At 36.3% G+C, this 25837-nt stretch carries 19 protein-coding genes; 13 read left to right on the top strand and 6 right to left on the bottom strand.

The annotated features are described in order from the left end of the window. Position 1 precedes the first annotated feature (1 nt). Positions 2 to 2962: a SusC/RagA family TonB-linked outer membrane protein gene (locus ZPR_RS19990; protein WP_187288244.1), complete on the bottom strand. Its 2961-nt coding sequence runs from the start codon at positions 2960 to 2962 to the stop codon at positions 2 to 4. Positions 2963 to 3464: 502 nt separating this feature from the next. On the opposite strand from ZPR_RS19990, the gene ZPR_RS19985 reads away from it, so the two are divergent. The 8 genes from ZPR_RS19985 (at position 3465) to ZPR_RS19950 (ending at position 16566) form a co-directional block, all read left to right on the top strand. Then, entirely contained in the window at positions 3465 to 5678 is a 2214-nt protein-coding gene (locus ZPR_RS19985; protein WP_041579224.1) for a hypothetical protein, read from the top strand. 28 nt (positions 5679 to 5706) lie between these two features. Then, the gene (locus ZPR_RS19980) at positions 5707 to 6636 is read left to right on the top strand and encodes an ROK family protein (protein ID WP_013073606.1); all 930 of its coding nucleotides are present in this window, start codon (positions 5707 to 5709) and stop codon (positions 6634 to 6636) included. A gap of 736 nt (positions 6637 to 7372) precedes the next feature. Further along, positions 7373 to 10564: a SusC/RagA family TonB-linked outer membrane protein gene (locus tag ZPR_RS19975; protein ID WP_013073605.1), complete on the top strand. Its 3192-nt coding sequence runs from the start codon at positions 7373 to 7375 to the stop codon at positions 10562 to 10564. Positions 10565 to 10583: 19 nt separating this feature from the next. Next, a complete protein-coding gene (locus tag ZPR_RS19970; protein ID WP_013073604.1) occupies positions 10584 to 12473 on the top strand; it encodes a RagB/SusD family nutrient uptake outer membrane protein in 1890 nt (629 codons plus the stop codon). 34 nt (positions 12474 to 12507) lie between these two features. Beyond that, positions 12508 to 13449, top strand: coding sequence for a hydroxypyruvate isomerase family protein (locus ZPR_RS19965; RefSeq protein WP_013073603.1), 942 nt, complete (start codon positions 12508 to 12510; stop codon positions 13447 to 13449). 2 nt (positions 13450 to 13451) lie between these two features. Then, positions 13452 to 14405, top strand: a complete 954-nt coding sequence (locus ZPR_RS19960; protein WP_013073602.1) for a formylglycine-generating enzyme family protein — start codon at positions 13452 to 13454, stop codon at positions 14403 to 14405. A gap of 15 nt (positions 14406 to 14420) precedes the next feature. Beyond that, positions 14421 to 15755, top strand: coding sequence for a Gfo/Idh/MocA family protein (locus ZPR_RS19955; RefSeq protein WP_013073601.1), 1335 nt, complete (start codon positions 14421 to 14423; stop codon positions 15753 to 15755). A 382-nt stretch (positions 15756 to 16137) separates the two neighbouring features. Next, on the top strand, positions 16138 to 16566 hold the full coding sequence (locus ZPR_RS19950) for a hypothetical protein (RefSeq protein ID WP_013073600.1): 429 nt from the start codon (positions 16138 to 16140) through the stop codon (positions 16564 to 16566). A gap of 183 nt (positions 16567 to 16749) precedes the next feature. Here the strand turns inward: ZPR_RS19950 and ZPR_RS19945 are convergent, their stop codons facing one another. Then, complete coding sequence (locus ZPR_RS19945; protein ID WP_013073599.1) at positions 16750 to 17652, bottom strand: metallophosphoesterase family protein; 903 nt, start codon at positions 17650 to 17652, stop codon at positions 16750 to 16752. 267 nt (positions 17653 to 17919) lie between these two features. On the opposite strand from ZPR_RS19945, the gene ZPR_RS19940 reads away from it, so the two are divergent. Next, entirely contained in the window at positions 17920 to 18627 is a 708-nt protein-coding gene (locus ZPR_RS19940) for a TerC family protein (RefSeq protein ID WP_013073598.1), read from the top strand. 350 nt (positions 18628 to 18977) lie between these two features. Here ZPR_RS19940 and ZPR_RS19935 read toward each other — a convergent pair whose 3' ends face one another. The 3 genes from ZPR_RS19935 to ZPR_RS19925 are packed head-to-tail and all read right to left on the bottom strand — an operon-like array spanning position 18978 to position 21013. Continuing rightward, a complete protein-coding gene (locus ZPR_RS19935; protein ID WP_013073597.1) occupies positions 18978 to 19589 on the bottom strand; it encodes an FMN-binding negative transcriptional regulator in 612 nt (203 codons plus the stop codon). 32 nt (positions 19590 to 19621) lie between these two features. Further along, a complete protein-coding gene (locus ZPR_RS19930; protein WP_013073596.1) occupies positions 19622 to 20143 on the bottom strand; it encodes a DUF421 domain-containing protein in 522 nt (173 codons plus the stop codon). A gap of 21 nt (positions 20144 to 20164) precedes the next feature. Then, the gene (locus ZPR_RS19925; protein WP_013073595.1) at positions 20165 to 21013 is read right to left on the bottom strand and encodes an SDR family oxidoreductase; all 849 of its coding nucleotides are present in this window, start codon (positions 21011 to 21013) and stop codon (positions 20165 to 20167) included. Between the two features lie 157 nt (positions 21014 to 21170). On the opposite strand from ZPR_RS19925, the gene ZPR_RS19920 reads away from it, so the two are divergent. Then, the gene (locus ZPR_RS19920; RefSeq protein ID WP_013073594.1) at positions 21171 to 21836 is read left to right on the top strand and encodes a glycerophosphodiester phosphodiesterase; all 666 of its coding nucleotides are present in this window, start codon (positions 21171 to 21173) and stop codon (positions 21834 to 21836) included. 24 nt (positions 21837 to 21860) lie between these two features. Continuing rightward, positions 21861 to 23081: a BaiN/RdsA family NAD(P)/FAD-dependent oxidoreductase gene (locus tag ZPR_RS19915; RefSeq protein ID WP_013073593.1), complete on the top strand. Its 1221-nt coding sequence runs from the start codon at positions 21861 to 21863 to the stop codon at positions 23079 to 23081. Here ZPR_RS19915 and ZPR_RS19910 read toward each other — a convergent pair. After that, positions 23074 to 23550, bottom strand: coding sequence for a TspO/MBR family protein (locus ZPR_RS19910; protein WP_013073592.1), 477 nt, complete (start codon positions 23548 to 23550; stop codon positions 23074 to 23076). The two genes, ZPR_RS19915 and ZPR_RS19910, sit on opposite strands and share 8 nt — an antisense overlap. A 103-nt stretch (positions 23551 to 23653) precedes the next feature. Between ZPR_RS19910 and ZPR_RS19905 the strand changes: the two genes are divergently transcribed. Beyond that, on the top strand, positions 23654 to 24745 hold the full coding sequence (locus tag ZPR_RS19905; RefSeq protein WP_013073591.1) for a diphosphomevalonate decarboxylase: 1092 nt from the start codon (positions 23654 to 23656) through the stop codon (positions 24743 to 24745). Positions 24746 to 24898: 153 nt separating this feature from the next. Further along, positions 24899 to 25837: a mevalonate kinase family protein gene (locus tag ZPR_RS19900; protein ID WP_013073590.1), complete on the top strand. Its 939-nt coding sequence runs from the start codon at positions 24899 to 24901 to the stop codon at positions 25835 to 25837.

The raw sequence follows: 25837 nt of genomic DNA, 5'->3' as shown, positions 1-25837 counted from the left end.
TTTAAAATTTTGCAGTTAGGGTAAGTGAGTATGTTTTTGTTGTAGGTAAGCTGTAGCTTAGGTAGCCATTTCCGTTAGTAATACCATCGGTATTAATTTCGGGATCTGGGCCTTCAAAGTCATCGTGAAAGCTTCTCCATAAATTTCTTCCTGAGAAAGCGATTTGCACATCCTGTAAACCGGCGCTGGCAATCAGTTTATTGGGCAGATTATAAGCAAGCTGTACCTCCCTAAGCTTGATGTAATCTTTAGGCATGATGTTATCTTCTAAAACCGATTGTGCTACGGTTTGATAGTAAAGATCATATCTTGTAGGCTGCGGTGTTTCACTGGTAACCACTACTTCTCCAGTAGCAGAATCGTAATGTCCCATAACACCATCGAAAGTTGTCATGTTATCATCTGGTCGATTATTTTGATGAGCTGCCATGCCGTAATATGTAAGGTAATGATCATTAAGGCTATACAGATTTCCACCTTTAGAGACATCAAATTGAAACATTAGCGAAAGATTTTTATAGCTTAAAGTGTTTCTTAAACTTCCAATCCATTCTGGTGCTGTTTGTCCCAAAATCTGATTACCGCTATTATCCGCAAGAGGTCTGCCATAACTTAAGCCAGGAGTATCGTCCAGAACCAGTCTGCCTTCATCGTCTCTTAAAAAGCCAAGGCCATAAATAACTGGGTAAGGCTGGTCTACAATGGCGTAACCATAAGAACCTACACTTATCGGCTCATTATTGCTACCTAATCGATCTACATTAGAGTTATCTTTAGACCAGTTCAGGCTTAAATCCCAGTTGAAGAATTCGGTTTGGATTGGCACAGCATTAATACCAACTTCAAGTCCCTTATGAGTAATTCCACCAATATTTACGGTTCCATAAGTATACCCTGTAGAAGCTAAAAATTGTTCAGATAGAATTTGGTTTTCACTCCAGTTATGATAATAAGAAATATCGAAATTTAAACGACTTTTTAGCAATCGTAGCTCTAACCCAAGCTCTACTTCGCTTTTAAATTCGTTTGTAAGATTGTTGTTTGGAATTCTTGATGACGATAAGTAACTTCTCTGACCATTAAATGGCCACATTACTCCGTCTCCACCTGCAGAAACCAGTGGATTATTTCTTGCATAAGCATTAGCCGGAGAACCTACCTTTGCGTAACTGGCTCTAAATTTCCCGAAATTTAAAATATCATTTTTTGGTAAAAGTTCTGTAAATACGAGACCTAAACTGTGGCTGGGGTAAAAGAAACTGTCTGCTAAACTGGAGGCCCAGTCGTTTCTACCGGTCACAGTATAATAAAGCATTTTTTTATAGCCTAGCATAGCCTGTCCAAAAAAGGAATAGGATCTAAACATTCCCCGGTCATCATAAGCAGAATATCCACTAACATTGGTGGAATTGTAAATTCCAGGCAGGATCAGTCCGTTTCCGTTAAAGTAATTTCCTCTCCATTTATTTTCCTGAATATTATGGCCAAGCATGACATTTACTTCAAAATCACCAAAATCGTTGTCGTAGGTTATCGTTTCAGTCGATTCGATATCACGGCTAAATCTTTCTGAAGAGCTATAACTTCCCTGTACAGAGGCATAACCACCAAGGTTATAAAAGGAATTAGAATAGGCGCTTGTGGTGCTAATACCTGTTACAGATCTAAATTTTAAATGGTCCAGGATTTCATATTCGATAATAAAAGTTCCGGCAAAACGATCCCTTTCATTGGTAGCGCCAACATTGTCCAATACCCAGGTATAAGGATCTCGGGAACCACCTCTATAAGATCTTAAGCTTCCATCTTCATCATAAATAGGATAGGGATTCCAAGTATTAGGCGTGGCCATCAAAGTATTCATAAAAGAGCTGTTGGAGCTATCCTCAAAAAGTCGTTCATTCTTTTGAGTGGTGTAAAGGATGTTTGAAGAAACAGTAAGTTTTGGAGTGAATTTAAAAGAAGTGTTGGCATTTATAGCGTTTCTTCTGAACTCAAGCGGAGATAATATACCATTATTATTTAAGTTACTATAGCTAATATAGTATGAGGCTTTCTCTCCACCCCCGGTAATGCTAAGACTATTTTCGTTCGTGATTCCGGTTTCAAAGATATCCCAGCGGTCATATAATTGTGCACCAGGAACATCTGAAATTCTAGGGCCAAAACTGGTTGAAGTAAAAGAAGAGTTTCCATCGACATACACCCAATCGTCATTTTGCCAATATCCCTGTGACCATTTGTCCTGAAGTGGGATTTCATAAATATCATCAAAACTGATAGAACTGCTAAGGCTTATAACTGGTTTCATGTTGAAAGTCCCAGATTTAGTGGTTACCAATATTACACCATTGGCGGCTTCACTGCCGTATAAAGCTGATGCAGCCGCACCTTTTAATACACTTAAACTTTCTATCGAATTAGGATCGATATCCGCAAGTCCGGAAGAGCTACTTCCGTTAGCCGCATCAAAAGGAACACCGTTTACCACTAGAAGGGGTTGGTTATTTCCTGTAATCGAAGAGCCGCCTCTAATCACAATACGAGCGCCGCTACCAGGCTGGCTGGAAGCACTGGAAATTTGCACCCCTGCAACTTTACCGCTCAAGGCATTGACAAAGTTATTGGTGGCTTTTACCGAACTTAAGTTACCACCGTCAACTTCAGCAGTGGCGTATCCTAAAGCTCTTTTTTCACTTTTAATTCCTAAAGCCGTTACGACTACCTCACTAAGCGCTTCAGAATCTTCTTCTAAAGTGATTTCAATAGTTTTTTTTCCGTTAATAGGTACTTCCTGGGTAGAGAATCCTACATAAGAAATCACTAAAATAGCATTTTGTGGATTAGTAATCTGAAGGGTGAAATTTCCATCCATATCAGATTGTGTACCATTAGAGGTTCCTTTCTCAACAACGGTAGCGCCAAGTAATGGCATACCGTTATTGTCGATAATTTTTCCCATTATTTGATCTTGGGCAAACATGCTTGTTCCTGTAATGAAAAATAGCAAAAAGAGAAGGTAAAACCTTTGCTTATACATTAAGGGGATTGATTGAGAATTGTTTTTTTGATGCATATTGTAAATTTTAGGTGTTGGGAATAACAGCTAATCTAATCACAAAACAGGTTTATTTTTAACTTAATATTATCATTACTTTGTACTTTATTAACCTTTTGTTTAAATTTTATTTACTCTTGTGTTGTTATTGTTATAGATATTTAAGTGTATTTTGTTTTCTTATGAATATTTTCTATTCTTCTTTTAGAAGCATTAAAGCGTAGTTGTTTATGGTTTAAGAAAGGTTGTTAAGCATTCAACTTCTATAATTCGTCGAAAATGTTTTAATTTGCTAAAACGTTTTATTATATTCGAAACTTTATTTTATTTATGACTAAAGAATACGATCTGTAAGAATTAAAAGCGGAAGCTGTTGGAGTATAAGCTTAATTATCAATCATTTCTAATGAAAAAGCTCTTAACATTATTAAAAATAAAATTTTTTTGCTGGGCTATTTTACTTCCTTCGATTGTCATAGCGCAAACAGAATCATCTGTGGTGCCTAAGGCTAAAACCGCTTTTCAAACCAGTAGTAAATGGTTGCCACAGATTGACGTTAGAAGTGATATTGCTATCGTTTATGGCGTTAATGGCAATCCTTCAGATCATGATCCTTCTTCTACATTTTTAAGCAGGGTGAAATCCTGGAGGGATAGAGGATATGCTACTCATTTTATGACAGGAATAGCATGGGGTTCTTATCAGGATTATTTTTTAGGAGAATGGGATGGGAAGACTCATTTTGGTGAAGGACAGGTAGAACAAAGTGGAGATACTATTTGGCATGGTAAAAATGTTCCCTATATCGTTCCAAATTCGTCTTTCCTGGATTATATGAAGAATGCGATTATAAAGACCGTGATTGACGCAGGTATTAGCTCTATTTATTTAGAGGAACCTGAATTCTGGACGAGGGCAGGTTATAGTTCTCAGTTTAAAAAAGAATGGGAAAATCATTATGGGTTTCCCTGGCAGGCACAACACGAATCACCAGAAAGTACATGGCTTTCTAATAAATTGAAATATCAACTTTATTATAATGCTATTGATGAGGTTTCTAAGTTTGCAAAGTCTTATGGTGAGGACAAAGGAATTGATGTAAAAGTATATATTCCTACGCATTCTCTGGTAAATTATTCGGCATGGCATATTGTGAGTCCGGAAGCCAGTTTGGCTTCTTTGGAAGGAATTGATGGGTATATCGCCCAGGTGTGGACAGGCACTTCAAGAACACCAAATTATTTTAGTGGTATTTTGAAAGAAAGAACCTTTGAAAATGCTTTTTTAGAATACGGTTCTATGGTTTCGATGACGGCACCTACCGATAGAAAAATTTTCTTTCTTACCGATCCTATTGAAGACCGCAATCAAAGTTGGGAAGACTATAAAAAGAATTATCAGGCGACATTTGTTGCGAAATTATTATACCCGGGAAATGCCAATTATGAAGTAATGCCTTGGCCAGAGCGAATTTATACCAGGCCATATAGCGTAGCAGGAAGAGAAAAGAAAATCCTTATTCCAAAAGCATATGCAACGCAAATGCAGATTATGATAAATGCGTTGAACGATATCCAGGTTTCTGAAAATAAGGTAAGCGGAGATCAGGGAATTGCAGTGGCAATGAGTAATTCTTTAATGTTTCAAACCTTCCCAAATCACGACGGATACGAAGACCCTAACTTTTCAAATTTTTACGGTCAGACTTTTCCGCTTTTAAAAAGAGGGATTCCTGTTGAAACCGTTCATCTGGAAAATCTGGGCTATAAATCTAGCCTTCAGAATAAAAAAATATTGATTCTTAGTTATTCTAATATGAAGCCCAATAATCCAGAAGAGCATAAATATCTTGCCAAATGGATTAAGGAAGGCGGAGTTTTAGTGTATACGAGTGCCGATAATGATCCTTACCAGCAAGTGGAAGAATGGTGGAATACAGGTGATTTTAGTTATAAAAAACCGATAGAGCATTTAACCGATTTGTTGCATGTAGATTATCCAGAGAATAATAAAGTTTACAAAGCAGGAAAAGGAAAGATTTATTTTATAAAGCAGAATCCAAAAGATTTTGTGATTAATAAAAATGGGGATGAGACTTTTCTGAATGCGATCAATACCGCTTATGCGGAAGTTAATAATGGGGAGAAGCTTCAATATAAAAACAATTTTAAACTGGTTAGGGGTGTTTATGAGCTTATTGCAACTTTAGACGAAAGTGTCTCTAAGGTGCCAGTAATAACTACAGGAAGTTATATTAATTTGTTTGATCCTGAGCTTCCGGTAATTTCAGAGAAGATCACCAAGCCAGGTGAGCAAAGCTTTTTATACAATATTAATAGTGTAGAAGATAAAAATAAACCACAGGTTTTGGCTTCAGCAAGTAGGATTTATGATGAAGAAATAAATGCTAAATCATATTCTTTTGTTTGTAAGAGTCCGCTTGATACCAACAATAGCATGAGGATTTTGCTTCCGCAGCAACCAGAATCAATTTTATTAAATAATAATCCATTACGTAAATCACCAGATATCCATTACGAATATGACCAACAGAGTAAAACCTTACTTTTACAATTTGCAAATAATCCTGAAGGAGCGAAAATCTCTATAAATTGGTGATGAACATAAATTTGAAAATTTATATTAAATGAATATAGCCATAGGTGCAGATATTGGGGGGACTCATATCACCAGTGCAGCCATAGACTTAGATTCTTTTTCGGTAATAGAAAACAGTTATTACAATCAAAAAATAGATAATAAATCTACAAAAGAAGTTATCTTAAAACAGTGGGCATCCTGTTTAAACAATTCGATAAACGCAGTAGATCTTAACAGTAATCATCTCCTTGGGGTAGGGATAGCTATCCCCGGGCCTTTTGACTATGCAAATGGGATTGGTAAATACGAAAGAAATGATAAGTATGAAAGTCTTTATAATGTCTCGATCATCGATGGGCTAGCCAGGGAAATACAAAACAGTAATATAAAGCTGCGATTTCTAAACGACGCTTCTTCTTTTGGAGTAGGAAGCGACCTCTTAGAAAACTTAAACGAAGATCATACTATAGCAATTACTCTGGGTACAGGATTTGGAGCTACTTTTCTTAAGAATAAGGTGCCTTTAATAACCGGAAACGGAGTTCCTGAAAATGGTTGTTTATGGGATAAGGATTTTAAGGACGGTATTGCAGATGATTATTTTTCTACACGCTGGCTTATTAATCATTATGGAGGTTTAACCGGCAATGATACTGCCGGTTGTGGTGTCAAAGAACTTATTGATAGTGATCCGGAAAATATGAAACTGGTATTTACCGATTTTGCTAATAATTTATGTGAATTTTTATACCCACACCTTAAAGCTTTTGATACAGATGTTTTATTTATTGGTGGAAATATCGCCAAAGCTTCATCTTATTTTCTGGACATACTTGAGGATTGTATAGCTGAAGGGAAACTAAAAACCAAGATTAGAATTGTTACGGAAGCCGAAAAAGTTGGGGTGATAGGCGCTGCCTATCTCTTTAATCCTGGTTTTTGGGACCGAATTCGTACAGAATTGCCTAGTATATAATTTTAGCATCGATATTATTTTTAAAATAAATCTTGCTAAAAAGACACAGATTTACTTTAAAAATTTCATTTGTAATTTATCGATTTTCAGTATAATATAATCTCTTATGCCTGATACTGGAGCATAAGAGATTTTTTAGATTTTATCGGTCTTATAAAAAAGAAATCTAAACCTGGAATCTAATAAGCACTTAGGTGAAAAAATTTCAATTTTTAGGATATAACTTATCGAAATGGGGAGATTCCATGAAAATTGGTTGATTTTTCATAACATTATGAGTTATGACACAAAATATTTCTAGTAGCTATTTAATTGTATTTTTTTAAACTTATCATTCAAATTTTTGGAACTAAATGATATGAATTTGGATGAAAATTTTCAATTCATATTACATCTGTATTACATAACTATAGACTGTAAGTCTTATCTGAGAAAGTTAAAGATGAATAGTCTATAGATGCATAACAAGAATTTTAATCTCCAGAAGGAGTCCCCTCATATTCTTTAAAAAAAAAACTGATCTTTGAAGGTTGCGCAGTATTGTCGAAAATAAGGTTTATGTGTTATTTTAGTATTTAATTAATAAATTCTTTGATAAATGTTAATTAATTTATATATTCGATAACACACTTTTAAGTGTTGTTTGTTTTAAATTTTCTTATAGTCATTCCGACTGTTTTTTATTTATGAACGAAAACGTTTTCGATTGAATTGCTAACCAATTAAAGATTTTCGAATGAAAAAAAAACTTTGCATTAGGTACAAGCCTTTTGCGTTTATCGTATTCAGTTTATTTGCGCTTTCGTCACTCTCTGCCTCACCGCTCAAGTTAGAAAGTTCTTTATTTCAAACTCAAATCACCGGAACTGTTAAATCTTCGGCTGATCAGTTACCAATGCCCGGTGTGAGTGTTGTTGAAAAAGGCACTTCTAATGGAGCGGTTACGGATTTTGATGGAAATTTCAAACTTAACGTGTCTTCCAATGATGCAGTTTTGGTATTCTCTTTTATAGGTTTTAAAACCATGGAAAGGAGGTTAGAGGGTAAAACTTCTATAGAGATTTTTATGGAGGAAGACCAGGCACAATTAGATGAAGTTGTATTAGTGGGATATAGCGAACAGCGGCGAGAAGTAATTACAGGTGCTGTTGCTACCGTTAGTAGTGAGGAATTAGCGAAGTCCCCCACTTTAAACGTTTCTAATGCATTAACAGGAAGAATGCCCGGGGTGGTTGCCACCCAGAATAGTGGTGAGCCTGGTTATGATGGATCAACCATTAGTATTCGAGGGAGTAATTCTTTTGGAGATAATAGCCCTCTGGTAGTTATTGATGGAATTCCGGATAGGCAAGGAGGTTTTAGCAGACTTAACCCTGCAGATATTAAAGATATTTCAGTACTAAAAGATGCATCAGCAGCAATTTATGGAGCTCGTGCAGCAAATGGGGTTATCCTGGTCACTACCAAAAGAGGAAAAGTAGGGAAAACATCACTGTCTTATGATTATAATTTAGGTTTTTCAAAGCCCACCGTTATCCCTGATCTTGCCAATGCATCACAATACGCTATGATGCGTAATGAGCTAGAAATTTATAAGTTTCCCGTGAGCGAATGGAGTCCTGCTAATGCAGGTTTTATGAGCGATGGTGTTTATACAAGACCATCTGGAGGCGAAGTTACAGCTCCCTTTTCACCAGAGGACATACGTCAGTTTCAAGATGGTAGCGATCCTTGGTTTCATCCAGACACCGATTGGTTCTCAGAAACTTTAAAAGACTGGTCTACACAAAGTAGACATACTTTACAAATTACAGGAGGAACAGAAGATTTAAAGATCTTATCTACTATTGGTTATCAAAATCAGGATGCCTATTATAAAAAATCGGCTACCAATTATAAGCAATACGATATCAGGTTAAATATGGATGCTAAAATTAACGATTATATAACTGCAAAAATAGGGGTGCTGGGAAGGCAGGAAGATCGTAATTATCCAACCAAACCGGCATCCAGCATTTTTAGAATGTTAATGCGTAGTTCTCCAACCCAGCCGGCCTACTGGCCAAATGGCATGCCGGGACCAGATATAGAGTATGGAGAAAACCCAGTTGTGATTACTACAGATCAAACAGGTTATGATAGAGATAGAAGATATTATTTTCAATCTAATGGTCAATTAGATATAGAGATTCCTTGGGTAAAAGGTTTAAAGTTTACAGGTACAGCTGCTGTCGATAAATATATTCAACAAACGAAAAGATGGGAAATACCATGGTATCTGTATACATGGCAGGGAGGATATACCGATGATGGTACCCCAGAACTTGTAAGAGGGAAAAGAGGTCCTGCAGAGCCAAATTTAAATCAGGGAAATCAGGATCAGCTCAATATCTTATTAGGAGGAGTTTTAAATTTTGAGCGAAAATTTGGATTCCATCAAATTAATGTTCTTGCCGGGGTAAATAGAGAAACTATTAGAAATGATAGTTTTAGTGCTTATCGTCGATATTTTATTTCTACCGTAATAGATCAGCTTTTTGCAGGCGGGGATGCAGAAAAAGATAATGATGGTCGTGCCTGGGAAAGAGCAAGACTAAATTATTTTGGTCGGGTTGGCTATAATTATAAAGAAAAATATTTAGCAGAATTTCTTTGGCGATACGATGGAAGTTATATGTTTCCTGAGGACAGTAGATATGGTTTTTTTCCAGGGGTGATGATTGGATGGAGAGTCTCTGAAGAGAATTTTTGGAAAGAGAACCTTAAGCTAATCAACTTCTTCAAAATAAGAGCTTCTTATGGACAAATGGGAAATGATAATATTTATTATGATGACGAGCTGCAAGAATATCAATACTTCGCCACTTATGGATTCAGTAATTATGTAACAGGCAGTGCGCTAAGTCAAACCTTATTTGAAACTCGCGTTCCCAATACCGCAGTAACATGGGAAGTTGCGAATAATTATAATCTTGGTTTTGATGGTCGTATGTGGGAGGGGAAAGTGAATTTCACGTTAGACCTCTTCCTTAATAAACGGAGTAGTATATTATGGAGGAGAAATGCTTCGGTACCACAAACCACAGGGATGAGTCTTCCTGCAGAAAATATTGGAGAAGTAGAAAACCGGGGATGGGATTTTCAATTAGGCTACAATAATCAATTTGGAGACTTAATGTTTAGTGCTAGTATTAATGGAGGATATGCTAAAAACAAGATTGTATTTTGGGATGAAGCACCTGGCGCACCCCAGTGGCAAAGGTCTACTGGACGAATGATTAATGCCGGCTTATATTATGAGTACGATGGAGTGTTTGCCACACAGGAAGAAATAGATAATAATACTATCGATTATAGCGCTATAACTAATAATCTTAGGCCTGGTGATATGAAGTACAGAGATTATGATGGCGATGGTGCTATTACTCCAGATGATCAGGTAAGAAGAGATAAAACTACACAGCCCACGTTTCAAGGGGGCGTAAATTTTAATTTTCAATATAAAGATTTTGATCTGTCAGTATTGTTTCAGGGAGCCGCAGGAGGAGAATTACGGGTAGGTGCAGATGAGTCTGGATCTATAGGAAACTATTTGAAAGAAGTATACGATAACCGATGGACTATTGATAACCCAAGTAGTACGCACCCTAGAATAGCAGATCGGGGAAATCAATATTATTCATTTGGTAATACGTACTGGTTACAAAGTACGGACTATTTAAGATTGAAAAATATTGAATTAGGATATAATCTTCCGCAACAATTAGCAGATAAGGTGGGTATAAATAATTTTAGACTTTATGTAAGCGCATATAACCTAGTGACCTGGACGGGGATGGAATCTTTCGATCCAGAAGCGGTAAATTCTATCGGGCAATATTATCCGCAATCCAAAATTATTAATCTAGGAGCACGTATTAATTTCTAATTAGAAAATTCAGAAAGTCATGAAGCATTTACGATACATAAAAAAATATTTACTTATAGCCCTGATAGCAGTTGTTTCTTTTACCGGATGTAATGATGATTTCGTGAACACAAAACCGCTAGATGAGGTTACAGATAGAGAGGTATGGAGGGATCCTTCTCTTGCTAGAGCTTTTGTGTTAGAACTTTATAACGGTTTTGGACAAGGAGGTTTTGATGAGCAAATGCAAGCATCTTTAACCGATGAAGCCTTATTTACACATCCTGGGAGAGGTATAAACACTATTACAGAATCTAGAAGTAATCCAGCCGACCAAGGTTGGATAAACTACAATTATAATTGGAGCGATATGTATAGCCGTATAAGAGCAACTAATATCGCTATTGAGAACCTGGAGAATCCTTCATTTGGAAGTGATGTTACCCAAGATGAAATAGATGTAATGCTGGGAGAAACATATTTTATGAGAGCCTTCTTTTATCAACAACTAATGAGATATTATGGAGCAGTACCTATTATTGATTTTGTATACGAACTAGGTACTGCAGATTATTCAGTACCGCGCGCTACTTTTGAGGAGCTCATAGCATTTATTGTGAAAGATTGTGAAACCGCAGCAAGTTTGTTAGAAGGAGCTAATTTAGGTGATGGTAGAACCAGTAGTCTTGCTTCAAAAGCTTTGAAAGCAAGGGTTTTATTATATGCAGCTAGTGATTTACACGATATAACAACAGCCTCTTTAAATTCTTCATTAATAGCCGGGTACTCTAATCCGGAGTATTTAGGGTATACTTCAGGAAGTCAGTCAAATCGTTGGGAGTTAGCTTTTAACGCAGCACAGGAAGTAGTTCAGGAGGGAGAAGGATATAAGTTAGATCTATCGGAAAAAGTATCTCCAGAAGTAGGAGAAGCAAATTATATAGCCGCTTCACTTGCGGGAGGAAGCGCCGTTGCGGATGCCGAAGCAAGTAAGGAAATCATTCTAGGAAGATATTTTGTGGACGAAAAAAATGAAGGAGGAGCTAATATAAACCTATATAATGGTCCTAATGGCTACCATAACTGGTCCGGAAATACCCCTACCCAGGATTTAGTAGATGCATACGAGACAATTGAAGGGGAAACCTTTAGTTGGTCTAATCAGGAACATGCAAGTAATCCTTATCAGGATCGAGATCCCAGATTTTATGCGTCAATTTTATATGACGGCGCAGATTGGAAACCAAGAACAAGTGACGTAGCAGGAAGTGATCCCTATGGAGAAATACAAACAGGGAGGTATGAAATCATTAATAATAATGGAGAAAAAGTAACGTATTGGGGATTAGATACCCGAAATAGTGATATTGAGGACTGGAATGGAAGTTATACCGGTTATACTATGCGCAAATTTATAGATCCCGATCCGGCAATTATAGACCAAAACACCAGGCAAACTATCCCTTTTCCTATGTTTAGGTATACAGAGGCAGTATTAAATTATATTGAGGCAGCAATAGAAACAGGTAGAGAAGATATGGCGAGAGAATGGCTCAATAAAATTAGATTCCGTGCAGGAATGCCGCCAATCACAGATACTGGGGAGGAATTAATGAATCGTTATCGCAATGAGAGAAGAATAGAATTGGCTTATGAAGAGCATCGGTTTCATGATGTTAGGCGGTGGATGATTGCCCCGGAAAAATTTGGAAAGCAAATTAGAACGATTGAAGTACGAGCTACTTTAAAATCAGGAGCCAACGTAACCCAATATCATTACGATCCTGACTCTTATAATTATAACTACACTCCAGCTGAGTTAAATCCAGGGGTGGAAAATCGTCAGTGGTTAGATAAAATGTATTTTATTTCTATTCATAGAGACGAAATGAATAGAAACGATCTGCTGGTTCAAAACCCAGGTTATTAAATGTCGCTGTATTCTTAAAATTAATTTATAAATCATGGATAGAAGAAATTTTGTAAAGCAAAATTTGAAAATTTCGGCATTAGCAGGTATTGGAGGTTTAAGTGTATATCCTAAAACAATAATGAGTGATATCAATATACTGCGAGAAGAAAAGGAGCCCCATCAATTCAACTTAAATTATGCGCCCCATTTAGGCATGTTTCAAAATTTAGCAGGAAAAGATGTTATAGACCAACTAAATTTTATGGCAGATCAAGGCTTTACAGCTTTTGAAGATAATGGAATGAAGGATAGGCCTATAGAATTACAGGAGAAAATGGCTGCAACAATGCAAAAGAGAAATATAGAAATGGGGGTCTTTGTTGCGCATAAAATTTATTGGACCTCTCCTAATCTAACGAATGGCGATAAGGCACTTAGAGAAGAATTTTTAAAAGAAATAAAAGAGTCGGTAGAAGTTGCTAAACGAGTAAATGCTAAATGGATGACTGTGGTTCCCGGATATATAAATGTTCGTCAACATATGCAATATCAAACAGCCAATGTGATTGAGAGTTTAAAATTTGCTGCAGATATTTTAGAGCCTCATGACATTACGATGGTATTAGAACCTTTAAATTTTAGAGATCATCCAGGACTCTTTCTCTCAGAATCCCCCCAGGCTTATCAAATTTGTAAGGCGGTAGCGAGTCCATCCTGCAAGATTCTATTTGATGTTTATCATCAGCAAATTCAGGAAGGTAATCTACTTCCCAATATAGAAGCTTGCTGGGATGAAATAGGTTATTTTCAAGTAGGTGATAATCCAGGTAGAAATGAGCCTACTACAGGTGAAATTAATTATAATAATGTTTTTAAATATATTCATCAAAAAGGCTACAAAGGAATTATAGGGATGGAGCACGGCAACTCTGGAGAAGGCGAGCAAGGAGAGCTGGCAGTTATAGAAGCCTATAAGGTATCTGATGATTTTTAGGTATGAAGAAATATTGTTTTTTTACTTTCTGTTTCTTTTTATCCATCATTCTTTATGGACAAAGCAAACTACAGGATTATACCTTAGATTTTCCTGGAACCAGTCTTAAGCTAGAAATGATAGCAATTCCTGCCGGAACTTTTGTGATGGGAGGGAATACACAATCGCCAGAAGAGGAAAAACCGCCCCATAAAGTACAATTAGATGAGTTTTGGATGGCTAAATACGAAACCACCTGGGATTTGTATAATTTGTACTTGGAACGTAGTATAGAGGATCAGGAATTTCAGAAATCAGATATCATTAAAGTTGATATTGATGCAGTGTCGGGGGCTACAATTCCGTATGTAGATATGAGTTTGGGTATGGGGAAAGGAAAAGACCTTCCTGTAGGAAATGTAACATATTTAGCAGCATCCCAATTTTGTAAATGGCTCTCTGCAAAAACAGGTGATTTTTATCGTCTGCCCACGGAGGCTGAATGGGAGTATGCTGCAAGAGCAGGTAGTAATTCATCTTATTTTTTTGGAGAAGATCCTATGGCTTTAGCAAACTTCGCATGGTACGCGGCAAATAGTGATGCTTCTTATCACAAAGTAGGAGAAAAGCAACCAAATTCATGGGGGCTTTATGATGTTTATGGAAATGTTGCAGAGTGGACGCTCGATGCCTATGATCCAAAATATTATAAAAGCGCAGATAAAATTAGTAAAAATCCCTTTAACGTCCCCACTTCAGTGTATCCCAATAGTGTAAGAGGAGGGTCCTATAAAGATGATGCTTTTAAATTAAGAAGTAGTGCGAGATTCTTTTCTAGTAAAGAATGGAAAAGAAGAGATCCTCAATTTCCAAAAAGCAAATGGTGGAATACCGACGCCCCATTCGTTGGATTTAGAATAGTAAGGGATCCTAACCCTCCTTCAGCCCAGGAGCTAAAAAAATACTGGGGAGAATAAACTATAAAATATTAAATGATGAAATACGATAACCAAAATAACAAAAACTCCAGAAGGGAATTTTGTAAGAATAGTGCCCTTGTAACAGCAGGTATAATGATGCCTTCAACAACTATAAATTCAATGTTTAATGTGTTTAATGATAAAAAATTAAAACTCGCTTTGGTAGGTTGTGGCGGGCGTGGAACAGGTGCAGCAAATCAGGCCCTGAAAGCAGATGATAATATAGAATTAGTCGCAATGGCAGATGCTTTTAAAGACCGTTTGGACAGTAGTTATACAGCCTTAAAGGAAGAGTTTGATGATACTACAAAAATTAATGTAAAAGGGGAGCATCAGTTTATAGGCTTCGATGCGTACAAGAAAGCAATAGATTTGGCAGACGTGGTTATTTTAACTACACCTCCTGGATTTAGGCCTCACCATTTTGAGTATGCTATACAGGCAGGAAAGCATGTTTTTATGGAAAAACCTGTAGCTACCGATGTTCCTGGTATAAGGAAAGTACTTAAAATGGCGAAAATTGCTAAAGAAAATAAACAAAATGTAGTAGTAGGTTTACAAAGGCGCTACCAAAAAAATTATATCGAAATTGCTAGTCAAATAAGAGATGATAAGGTTGGAGATATTGTATCAGGACAAGTATATTGGAATAGTGCCGGGGTTTGGGTACATCCTAGAAAACCAGAACAAACCGAGATGGAATATCAAATGAGGAACTGGTATTATTTTAACTGGTTGTGTGGAGATCATATTTTAGAACAGCATATACATAACATCGATGTTGCGAATTGGTTTATAGGCGAATATCCTATTGCTGCACAAGGTATGGGAGGAAGAGAAGTTAGAAAAGGTCCTGAACATGGAGAGATTTTTGATCATCATTTTGTTGAATTTACTTATCCGAGTGGTGCCGTTATTTCAAGTCAGTGTAGGCACCAACCGGGAACGATGTCTAAAGTAGCGGAAGCTTTTCAGGGAACCAAAGGAAAGGTGGAAACTAATGATGCCGGTGTGGCTAGAATTACGGATATAAAAGGAAGCGATATTTTTACCTACAGAGGAGAAAATGATCCAAATCCCTATCAAGTAGAGCACGATCGGCTATTTGCCGCGATTCGAAATGGAGAGGTGATAAGTGATGCAGAAAATGGGGCTAAGAGTACTATGACTGCAATAATAGGGCGTATGGCGACCTATAGCGGGCAAGTAATCACCTGGGAAGCGGCAATGAACTCAAATCATATATTGATGCCTGAAGAAATAAACTGGGATAGTGTTCCGCCAACACAGCCAATGGAAAATGGTGAATATCCTATTCCTACGCCGGGTAAAACGAAATATGTATAAAAGCTTTTTATCAAAATAATTGAAGTGTGAATAGTTGATCATACTAACGATATTTGGATAAATTAGAGTTCTTCAGAGAGGAATGAAAATTAAAATCCAGGATTAGTATTTTACTGAAGAGCAAAAAGTAGATGCTAGAAAAGCAGATTATATTGACGTCTTGTATTGTGTACAAATTCGTACAAAATAGTTAATGATAAATTACAGGCTTCCTAGTTTTAGGAGCTTTTTTATGAGGCGTATTTCTAATTCGGAATATTTAGATTGCATTTTATAGGAAATCTGCAATTATCAATTTATTGATGAAATTTTAATGTTAAATTTTGTAGAAGTTTATGGTAACTGTTTAATTTTGAATCTACTAAACTAACTCACAGGGACTATGAAGCTAATCTATACCGGAGCGCATCTAAAGGTATATAATATGGTATCTCGCTCTAATCAAATTATTAATAGTGCTCATTTTTATGAAGATTTAAAGGGATTTTTAGATCAGCATTATAATGAGAATGTTGTAGCCGAATTTTTAAAACGATTAAAAAATTCTAATTTCGAAATTAAAGTTTCTTCTCATTGGAAACCATTTTCAAAACGATTTATTTATATTGATAAAAGTGGTATAAGTATAAACTCAGCACTTTTACATAGACCATCGAAGTTTTACATTGCACTGTTTTTAGAAAAGGCTTTTTTAATATTTGATCAAAAATATGATATCAGCAATAAAACTTTAATGATTAAGAATTTTGAAGAAAAGGAAGATGTCTTGCAAGGCATTGGTTATCTAGCCGCAACCGTTGGTGATCGATAAAATAAAAAAGCTCCACTAAAAGTGGAGCTTTTTTATTATCGCCTCCAAAAGGTAAAATACCCTATCCCGGCATCTTCTAAAATGCCAGAAATTAAAAAAAGGTCTTGCGGTCTATACCTCTTGTATAGTTAAGTTCTTGGTTTCGGTTTATCAGTAGAGAGGGTAAATTTCCTGGTACCTTTTTTAATAGGTAATATAGCTTTCATTAAAACTACCATCGGCATAAAGATCGATTAATCCATACCCCGGTTTGGTTTGTCGGCGAATACCATCCCACCAGGCTCCACTTACTGCCCCATCACAAATATAAGTGACATCATTATATACCACTTTGTCACGTATATGTATATGACCGCTAAGGCAAAGTTTTATGTTGGAGTACTCGTAAAATAAATTAGTTAGTTCTGCGCAATCGGTATGCATATCACCTCCTAAAAATTCCCAACGGTTCACTACATTGTCCTGTATCATCAGGACCGAGGTTAAAATAGGGATGTGTGACATGATCACGATGGGTGTTTTTTTAGGAGTATTCTTTAATTCGGTTGTTAACCATTGCATTTGCCGATCTCCAAGTTTACCAATGTACCATGTATCATCGATATCCTGATGAGTGCTATCCAGGATAATGAATTTCCAACCATTCTGCTTAAAGCTGTAATAGGGCTCTTTTAGTTCTAATCGATCGAGGGAGTATTGTTTTCCGTAAAAAATCTCATTTTTAGAGTCTTCATTCCACCAAATATCGTGATTGCCTAAACAGTATTTTACCGGAATATCATTTTCATTTTTCATCATCATTTCCATTAATTTCCATTGAGCATCAATATCGCTTCGTTTTTCCTTATTCATGTCGAAAACAATGTCTCCACCATTAAGAATAAGATCTACTTTTGGCGAATGTTGCTGAATATGATGTAAGCAACGCTCAAACTTTTTAGGGGCTCCTAAATCATTTTTAAGATGAACATCTGTAATATGTGCTACGCGTAACACAGGAGTGTCTTTTTTAGGTTTGGGAATAAATGATAATGAAGGAGTTAAAGCTGCTGCGCCAAGTCCTTTTAAAAGAGATCTTCTTTTCATTAGGTTAGTTATCATAATTATGGTTCATAACTCAATAAAAATAGCGAAGATTCATTTTACTGATATTAACTAAATATTAATCACAGGTTAAAAGGGAATAGTAATGGCAGTCCTTAATTATTTTAAGATTGTTCCAAAAATTTCCCTGCTTTTAAGGAAAGACAAACTATAAAATTGTATGACGATTGCTTCTTAATTTTTAAGCTTTTCTTATCTATTTTTAATGATTTAATATTTAATTTTCAATAAACAAGTTGATTTATTTAGATGGAAATTTTTCTACAGGCAGATACCTGGGTAGCCTTGCTTACCTTAACATTTATGGAGATAGTGCTTGGTATTGATAATATCATTTTTATTTCGCTGGTAGCCGGTAAATTACCAAAACACCAGCAAAAGAAAGCCAGAATTGGCGGTCTTACACTAGCCATGCTTACGCGTGTACTGCTGCTTTTAGGGATTACGTGGATTATTGGATTAACAAAACCGGTATTAACTTTTGGTGATTTTGACTTGAGTTGGAGAGATATTATTCTGTTAGCTGGAGGGCTTTTCCTTTTGGTAAAAAGTACATTGGAAATCCATCATAAAGTTGAAGGGCAACACGAAACTGAAAAGGAGATAAAAGTAAAATCCTTTAATCTGGCTATTGCTCAAATTGTAATGCTGGATATTATTTTTTCGTTTGACTCAATTTTAACTGCGGTTGGTTTAACTACACAGGTGATTTTGATGATTATAGCAGTTATTATTTCAATTTTAGTAATGATGATTTTTGCTAAAGCGGTAAGTGATTTTGTAAACAATCATCCCACAATCCAGATTTTAGCTTTAAGTTTTTTAATTTTAATCGGAGTAATGCTTATCGTAGAAGCTTTGCATTATCATGTGCCTAAAGGCTATATCTATTTTTCAGTGTTTTTTTCGCTGGCAATCGAAATGCTGAATATGCGCTACCGTAAAAAGAATGTATAGTTTTTGCTGTTCTGGTTTTGAGTATCTTATATAGGTTCTAAAGTATATTGCATTCGATTTTATATTTAGTTTTAGCACTGTCATCAAAATTTGGTTTTCTCAGTCTTCAGGAGATCGACAAAACTAGCCTATTGGTCAGATCCAAAAATTTCATCAGAATGGAAATCTAAAAGTTAAGAAGATTTTTAACGCAGAAAATATACTTTTTTCGGAAAAAGATGCTAGAGAATTATATAGAGTTTTATAATGATGGACAACTCTATCTGAAGTTTACATGACAACAAGAGAAACTTTATGGAGAATTAGTGGAGTATTGAAAAAAGGAAATATAAAGCGTTATAACGGGATTTCTATAAGTCGTTTTCTTCTTTAATATCTTTCGCAAGTAATTTTTGTTGCCAATCTCCTTTTTCTAAATGATCAATAGAAGATTTTATGTCTTCTTTTTTATAGCCCTGGTGTAATTTTGCAATCCCTTTAATTTTAAAGGGTTCAGCCCAAAATCCGGTAATTAGCGGTAAATGATCCAACAGCATTTGCTGTGGAATTTCGTCATAAAAAAGAGGTGAATTTTGTTTATTTTCGAAAGTATTGACCAGCTTTTTTAAAGAATTTTCTAATTCTTTTGTTGTTTGAATTTTAATTCGAGCGTTTATATGCACTGCCGAATAATCCCAGGTGCTAATGTCTTTTTCGGTATACCAGGAAGAACTTACATAGCCCTGAGTACCCTGAAAAATCAGTAGAATCTCGGTACCATCCTTTAAGGTTTTTAGTTGCTCATTATGATTAGCGATATGAGCATAGAGCTTAAAGTTTTGCGCCCTACCTTCAACTAAAACAGGAATATGCGTTGCCATCAGGTTATTTGATTGGCTGACCATGGTGGCAAAAGGATGATTTTGAATAAACTTAAAGATAAATTCTGGGTCATCCTTTTTATACTGTTGAGGCTGGTACATTTTTTCGAAATGAAAATTATACGCGCAAATTACTAATTTCGATTTACATCTTTAATAAGCCATTCTTCTAATTTTTTATCCGGGTTAGAGTGGAGTACAGAGACATCTCCGGTTGTTTCAAAAATAACCGCTCTTACTTCAGAAAGTTGAATCACGTTGGCTTCCCTGAGTTTTCCCCGCAGATCAGATTCGGTTACTCTGGCTTTCTTTAAATTTTCATGAAAAATCTTTCCTTCCTCCATAAGCAATAATGGCTCGTTGTCGGTTATTTTTCGAAATTTAGGATAACGTCTTAAAAATGCGGTACCAATTTGTAAAATATAAACCACCAATAAACCAACTGCGCCCTGTATTAAACTTACATTCTTTAATAGAATGGTTGAAGCCAAGATACTTCCACTGGCAATAGTCATTGCAAAATCGAAGCTTGACATTTTAGAAAAGCTTCTTTTTCCTGCGATTCTGGTGTAAACTATTACGGTAATATAAATTCCTATGGCACTAAGTACTATTGCAATTAAACTTGTGCCTGATGCTTCAAACCATTTCTCCATTTTGTTGATTTTAATTTATGATTATCCTCCTATTAATTCGCCTCCGTTAACATGAATGGTTTGCCCGGTGATATAACTGCTATCTTCACTGGCGAGGAAAACATAGGCAGGAGCAACTTCTCCCGGTTGCCCGGCGCGACCCATAGGTACTTTTTGTCCAAATTTAGTAACATCTTCAAATGTAGCCGGAATTAAAGGTGTCCATATTGGTCCGGGAGCAACAGCATTTACCCTAATTCCTTTTGAAACCAGCATCGAAGATAAACTTCTTGTGAAACTGGTGATGGCTCCTTTAGTACTGGCGTAATCTAACAAATGAGAACTACCACGATACGAAGTGACTGAAGTGGTATTAACAATAGTCGAATTTTCTTTTAAGTGGTGTAGTGCTTCTTTTAGAATATAGAAATACGGATAAATATTGGTTTCGAAAGTTTCCTTTAACTGATCAATGCTTATATCCTGAATAGAATCTTTGGGAAATTGAACTGCCGCATTATTGATTAATATATCTAAACCACCAAACTCTGTTACTACGTGCTTTACCGCTTTTTTGCAAAATTCTGGGTCTTTAATGTCTCCTTCCAGTAAAAAACACTCTTGTCCTTCGGCTTCAATAAGTTTTTTTGTTTCCAGGGCATCTTCATCTTCCTCAAGATAGATAATGGCAATATTAGCACCTTCGCGAGCAAAATGTACAGCCACACTTTGCCCTATACCACTATCTCCCCCGGTAATTAATGCATTTTTCCCTTTCAGCTTTTCACTGCCTTTGTAAGAGTCTCTGATCACCACGGGTTGGGGATCCATTTTATGCTGATCCCCCGGTTGTTTTTGATCTTGTTGCGGAAAGGTTTTTGGTTGATTCATAAAATTTGCATTTTAGTAGTTTGAAATCGAGTCAATTTAATCATGGTAGAGGCAAAAAAAATGTTAAGTTGTCCTAAGCATTTCTAAAGGGATGCCGATTTTAATTTTTTGAACTAAAAATTATTTGAATAAAACTAACTAACAACAGACTAAACAAATGGCAACTTTAAAAATCGGACATCGTGGCGCAAAAGGCCACGTAGCAGAAAACACACTCGAAAGTATTAAAAAGGCGATGCTGCTTAAAGTCGATATGATCGAGATTGATGTGCATCTTTGCAAAACCGGGGAACTGGTCGTAATTCATGATGAGGAACTTGGTAATACGACTTCAGGAAATGGAGTGGTAAGCGATAAAAGCCTGGCGCAAATTAAATCGTTTAGGACCAGAGAGGGATATCAGATCCCAACCTTATCCGAGGTGTTGGAACTGATTCAGGATAAAGTGATTTTAAATATCGAACTAAAAGGAGAGGGGACGGCCGAGCCGGTTTTAAAATGCCTGCAAAAATTTCCGGAATCAAAAATTCTTATCTCCAGTTTTAGTTTTAACGAATTAATGAGTTTACGTAGTTTGAATCCCGAAATTCCGGTTGCCGTCTTAACCGAAAATGATCTTAGTATGGCATTTTTACAGGCAAGGCATTTAAAAGCTTTTTCTATACATCCTTATTACAAAATGGTGACCAGAGATTTTATCGCAGATTGTCATCGAAACGATATTAAAGTTTATGTTTGGACCGTAAATAAACCAGAGAAGATTAAGAAACTAAAAAGTCTTGATGTGGATGGTATTTTCTCTGATTTTCCAGATCGATTATAACTAAAACTAGTTTTAAAGAGGCGTATGGTGCACTATGATGTATTGGTAGTAGGAGGTGGAGCAGCCGGTTTTTTTACCGCGATTAATCTGGCAAATTTTAATCCCGAATTAAAGATTGCCATTTTAGAGCGGGGCAAAACCGTGTTATCTAAAGTGAAAATTTCAGGAGGAGGGCGCTGTAACGTGACCCATGCCGAATTTATACCGAAAGATTTAACGCGTAATTATCCAAGAGGAGAAAAAGAGCTGCTAGGACCGTTTCATCATTTTATGACAGGCGATACCATTGGCTGGTTTGCAGAACGAAGTGTAGAATTAAAGACCGAGGAAGATGGAAGAATGTTTCCGGTTACTGATAGTTCTGAAACCATTATTGATTGCTTTTTGTCTGAAACCCGGCGCTTGGGAATTGAAGTACTTACCGGACAGCCGGTAAAAAATATTTGGAAAGAAAACGAATACTGGTGTATAGAAAGTATAAAAACTAATTTTACATGCGATAAACTGGTGATTGCAACGGGCAGTAACCCCAAAATGTGGGATATTCTGAAAAAGTTAGGGCATAAGATGGTGAATGCAGTCCCTTCGTTGTTTACTTTTAATATCAAAGATACAAGGATTAAAAATTTGGCTGGTATCTCTACGTTTGCTGAAGTGAAAATCCCAAACTCTGGATTAGAAAGTGAAGGCCCGCTTCTTATCACTCACTGGGGGATGAGCGGTCCGGGAATTTTAAAGCTTTCGGCCTGGGGGGCAAGGGAGTTAAATGACTGTGATTATCAATTTTCGATTTTTGTGAATTGGGTGCCGGGTTTTAATCCAGATACGATTTTAGAAGGATTGCGGAGTATAAAAAAGTCCTCAGCAAAACAAAAAGTATCGAAATATGCACAATTTGAGCTCCCAAAGCGACTTTGGGTAAAATTGGTAACGGCTGCAGCTATTTCAGGAGATGAGGTTTGGGCAAATGTATCAAAGACGCAGTTAGATCAGTTGGCTTTTCAACTTACTAAAGGAGAGTTTACTGTAAATGGGAAAAGTACTTTTAAAGATGAATTTGTAACCGCAGGCGGTGTGGATTTAAAAGAAATCGATTTTAAAAGCTTTCGTAGTAAAAAATATAAAAGCCTTTATTTGGCCGGAGAGGTATTGAATATCGATGCTCTTACTGGTGGATTTAATTTTCAAAATGCATGGACTGGTGGGTATATGGTGGCAAAAGCGATAGCCGGGGATATTAGTTAATTCGCCAAAATTCAAAAGTGAAAACGATAAGGAAAAGGACCCAAACGGCATAAGGTATAAGAAGATATGCTGAGAGAACACTAACAACTTTAAACCACCTGATAGTAATAAGCAATACTATAAAAACCGCGCTTATAGCAATTAATGCGATCATGGGTTCATGTAATCCAAAGAAAAATAAAAACCAAAAGGCATTAAGCAGCAAAATAAACCCAAAATGATAAAGAGCAGTTTTAACCCATTTATGATAAAAGCCTTTGTTCCAAACTAGGCCTGCCGAAATTCCAATTAGTATATACATGATTGTCCAAACCGGCCCAAATAAAGATTCTGGCGGTGTAAACCATGGTTTTTGCAGCGCAGCATACCAGGAGTCCAGTCCGTTTTGAAGAGCAATTATTCCCAAAAAGCCAAAAACCAGACAAACAGCGGTAGCTGTTACGCTGCGTAGAAGCAGCTTAGAATTCATTAGTTAAGTTAGGTTTGACTTTAAAAATAATAAAAAAAATGAATTTTGCATCTTTTATCGGGAAAAATTTAAAAGTATATATTTGCTAAAAATCTAAAGAAAAATGCCTGATAAGGAGTTTGTCTCAGCACCTTTGAAAAATGCTGTAGAAAGTGGATCGGTTTGCTGGGAAGCCCCAAGTAATATAGCTCTGGTGAAATATTGGGGGAAAAAGGAAAATCAAATTCCTGCTAATCCCTCTATAAGCTTTACTCTTAAAAATTGTAAAACCACCACCAGATTAAACTATGTTAAAGTTTCTGATAATTCTACTACTTCGAGAGGAATCGAGTTCGATGTTATCTTTGAAGGCGTTAAGAAAGAGAGTTTTAAACCTAAAATAGTCTCTTTTTTTAAACGAATTTTGCCATATTGTTCTTATTTAGAAGAGTTTAAGTTTGAGGTGGTTTCTGATAATTCATTTCCACATAGTAGCGGAATTGCTTCGTCGGCCAGTGGGATGAGTGCGTTAGCACTTTGTGTGATGAGTCTGGAAAAAAGCTTATTCCCTGAAACAGAAGATGATTTCTTTTATAAAAAGGCATCGTTTTTGGCAAGGCTGGGTAGCGGTAGCGCTTGCAGAAGTGTAAGAGGTGATCTTGTAGTTTGGGGACAACATCAGGAAATTCCGTTAAGTAGTGATACTTATGGCGTTCAGTATCCATTTAAAATTGCCGATGTTTTTAAAGATTATCAGGATACCATATTGCTTGTTGATAAGGGTAAAAAACAAGTGAGCAGCACTGTGGGTCATGATCTAATGCACGGGCATGCTTTTGCAGCGGCCAGGTTTCAACAGGCACATGATCATTTAAGTGCTTTGATTCCTGCTTTTGAAAAAGGAGATGTAAAGCAATTTATTAAAATAGTGGAACGTGAAGCACTTACGTTGCATGCTATGATGATGAGCAGTGATCCCTATTTTTTATTGATGAAACCCAATACGCTGGCGATTATTAATAAAATCTGGGAGAAGCGTGAGGAAAGCAAAATTCCGGTTTGTTTCACTTTAGATGCCGGTGCAAACGTGCATATGTTATATCCTTCTCAGTTTAAAGAAGAAATTTTGGAATTTGTTAAGAACGAGTTAGTTGTCTATTGTGAAAATGGACACTATATTTGTGACGAAATTGGAAAAGGATCAAAAAAGTTGTAAATTTACTTAAGTGCCTCAGGGTAAGTCAACGAGGTATTGTTTAGAAAATTACTTTTTTATTTTGAGCTAAGCCTTGAAGTATTTAATCTCGATTATCTAGTAAACGGCTATAATGCAAATTTTTAATTTCTGAATGCTAAAAGGCTAATGTATATGAAAGGACCTTTATTTTATTCGAAAATTTTATTGTTTGGGGAATATGGAATTATAAAAGATTCCAAAGGATTATCAATCCCCTACAATTTTTATAACGGAGCTTTAAAAGTTTCTGCAGAGCCTACAGCAAAAGCAAAAGAATCTAACGAGCACTTAAGGCGTTTTTCCAATTACCTGAACACACTTCAGAAAGAACATCCTGAACTGGTACAGTTTGATATTGTAACTTTAGAAGTAGATATCGAAAAAGGAATGTACTTTGATTCCAGTATTCCTCAAGGTTACGGTGTGGGGAGTAGTGGTGCTCTAGTCGCTGCTATTTATGATAAATATGCTACCGATAAAATTACGGTTTTAGAAAACCTAACCAGGGACAAATTGTTAAAGCTGAAGAAGATTTTTGGAAAAATGGAAAGCTTTTTTCATGGTGAGTCTTCTGGTTTAGATCCTTTAAACAGCTATTTAAGCATCCCTATTTTAATTAATTCCAAAGATAATATTGAGCCGGCTGGAATCCCTTCGCAAACCGAAAACGGTACCGGAGCGGTGTTTTTATTAGATAGTGGTTCTACGGGAGAAACGGCACCTATGGTTTCTATATTTATGGAAAACATGAAGCAGGAGCCGTTTAGGAAAATGCTTAAAAATCAGTTCGTAAAGCATACAGATGCCTGTGTAGAAGATTTCCTAAAAGGAGATGTGAAGTCGCTTTTTAAAAATGTAAAAAGTCTTTCTCACGTAGTTTTAGATAACTTTAAACCTATGATCCCGTCTAAATTCCATAAGCTTTGGAAACAGGGTATCGAAACCAACGATTATTATCTGAAGCTTTGTGGTTCTGGAGGCGGAGGATATATTCTAGGATTTACAGAAGATATCGAGAAAGCCAGAAAGTCCCTAAAAGATTACAATCTGGAGGTGGTATATACCTTCTAA

Source organism: Zunongwangia profunda SM-A87 (assembly GCF_000023465.1).
GTDB classification, from domain to species: Bacteria; Bacteroidota; Bacteroidia; order Flavobacteriales; family Flavobacteriaceae; genus Zunongwangia; species Zunongwangia profunda.
Note: the sequence above shows the minus strand (reverse complement) of the source record. Positions and strands in the feature narration are given on the sequence as shown.

Coding starts and splice junctions, on each gene's coding strand:
- ZPR_RS19955 (WP_013073601.1), top strand. CDS start 14,421: ATGATGAAATACGATAACCAAAATAACAAAAACTCCAGAAGGGAATTT.
- ZPR_RS19980 (WP_013073606.1), top strand. CDS start 5,707: ATGAATATAGCCATAGGTGCAGATATTGGGGGGACTCATATCACCAGT.
- ZPR_RS19990 (WP_187288244.1), bottom strand. CDS start 2,962: ATGGGAAAAATTATCGACAATAACGGTATGCCATTACTTGGCGCTACC.
- ZPR_RS19975 (WP_013073605.1), top strand. CDS start 7,373: ATGAAAAAAAAACTTTGCATTAGGTACAAGCCTTTTGCGTTTATCGTA.
- ZPR_RS19915 (WP_013073593.1), top strand. CDS start 21,861: ATGGTGCACTATGATGTATTGGTAGTAGGAGGTGGAGCAGCCGGTTTT.
- ZPR_RS19945 (WP_013073599.1), bottom strand. CDS start 17,652: ATGAAAAGAAGATCTCTTTTAAAAGGACTTGGCGCAGCAGCTTTAACT.
- ZPR_RS19950 (WP_013073600.1), top strand. CDS start 16,138: ATGAAGCTAATCTATACCGGAGCGCATCTAAAGGTATATAATATGGTA.
- ZPR_RS19930 (WP_013073596.1), bottom strand. CDS start 20,143: ATGGAGAAATGGTTTGAAGCATCAGGCACAAGTTTAATTGCAATAGTA.
- ZPR_RS19940 (WP_013073598.1), top strand. CDS start 17,920: ATGGAAATTTTTCTACAGGCAGATACCTGGGTAGCCTTGCTTACCTTA.
- ZPR_RS19905 (WP_013073591.1), top strand. CDS start 23,654: ATGCCTGATAAGGAGTTTGTCTCAGCACCTTTGAAAAATGCTGTAGAA.
- ZPR_RS19920 (WP_013073594.1), top strand. CDS start 21,171: ATGGCAACTTTAAAAATCGGACATCGTGGCGCAAAAGGCCACGTAGCA.
- ZPR_RS19965 (WP_013073603.1), top strand. CDS start 12,508: ATGGATAGAAGAAATTTTGTAAAGCAAAATTTGAAAATTTCGGCATTA.
- ZPR_RS19900 (WP_013073590.1), top strand. CDS start 24,899: ATGAAAGGACCTTTATTTTATTCGAAAATTTTATTGTTTGGGGAATAT.
- ZPR_RS19910 (WP_013073592.1), bottom strand. CDS start 23,550: ATGAATTCTAAGCTGCTTCTACGCAGCGTAACAGCTACCGCTGTTTGT.
- ZPR_RS19935 (WP_013073597.1), bottom strand. CDS start 19,589: ATGTACCAGCCTCAACAGTATAAAAAGGATGACCCAGAATTTATCTTT.
- ZPR_RS19970 (WP_013073604.1), top strand. CDS start 10,584: ATGAAGCATTTACGATACATAAAAAAATATTTACTTATAGCCCTGATA.
- ZPR_RS19960 (WP_013073602.1), top strand. CDS start 13,452: ATGAAGAAATATTGTTTTTTTACTTTCTGTTTCTTTTTATCCATCATT.
- ZPR_RS19925 (WP_013073595.1), bottom strand. CDS start 21,013: ATGAATCAACCAAAAACCTTTCCGCAACAAGATCAAAAACAACCGGGG.
- ZPR_RS19985 (WP_041579224.1), top strand. CDS start 3,465: ATGAAAAAGCTCTTAACATTATTAAAAATAAAATTTTTTTGCTGGGCT.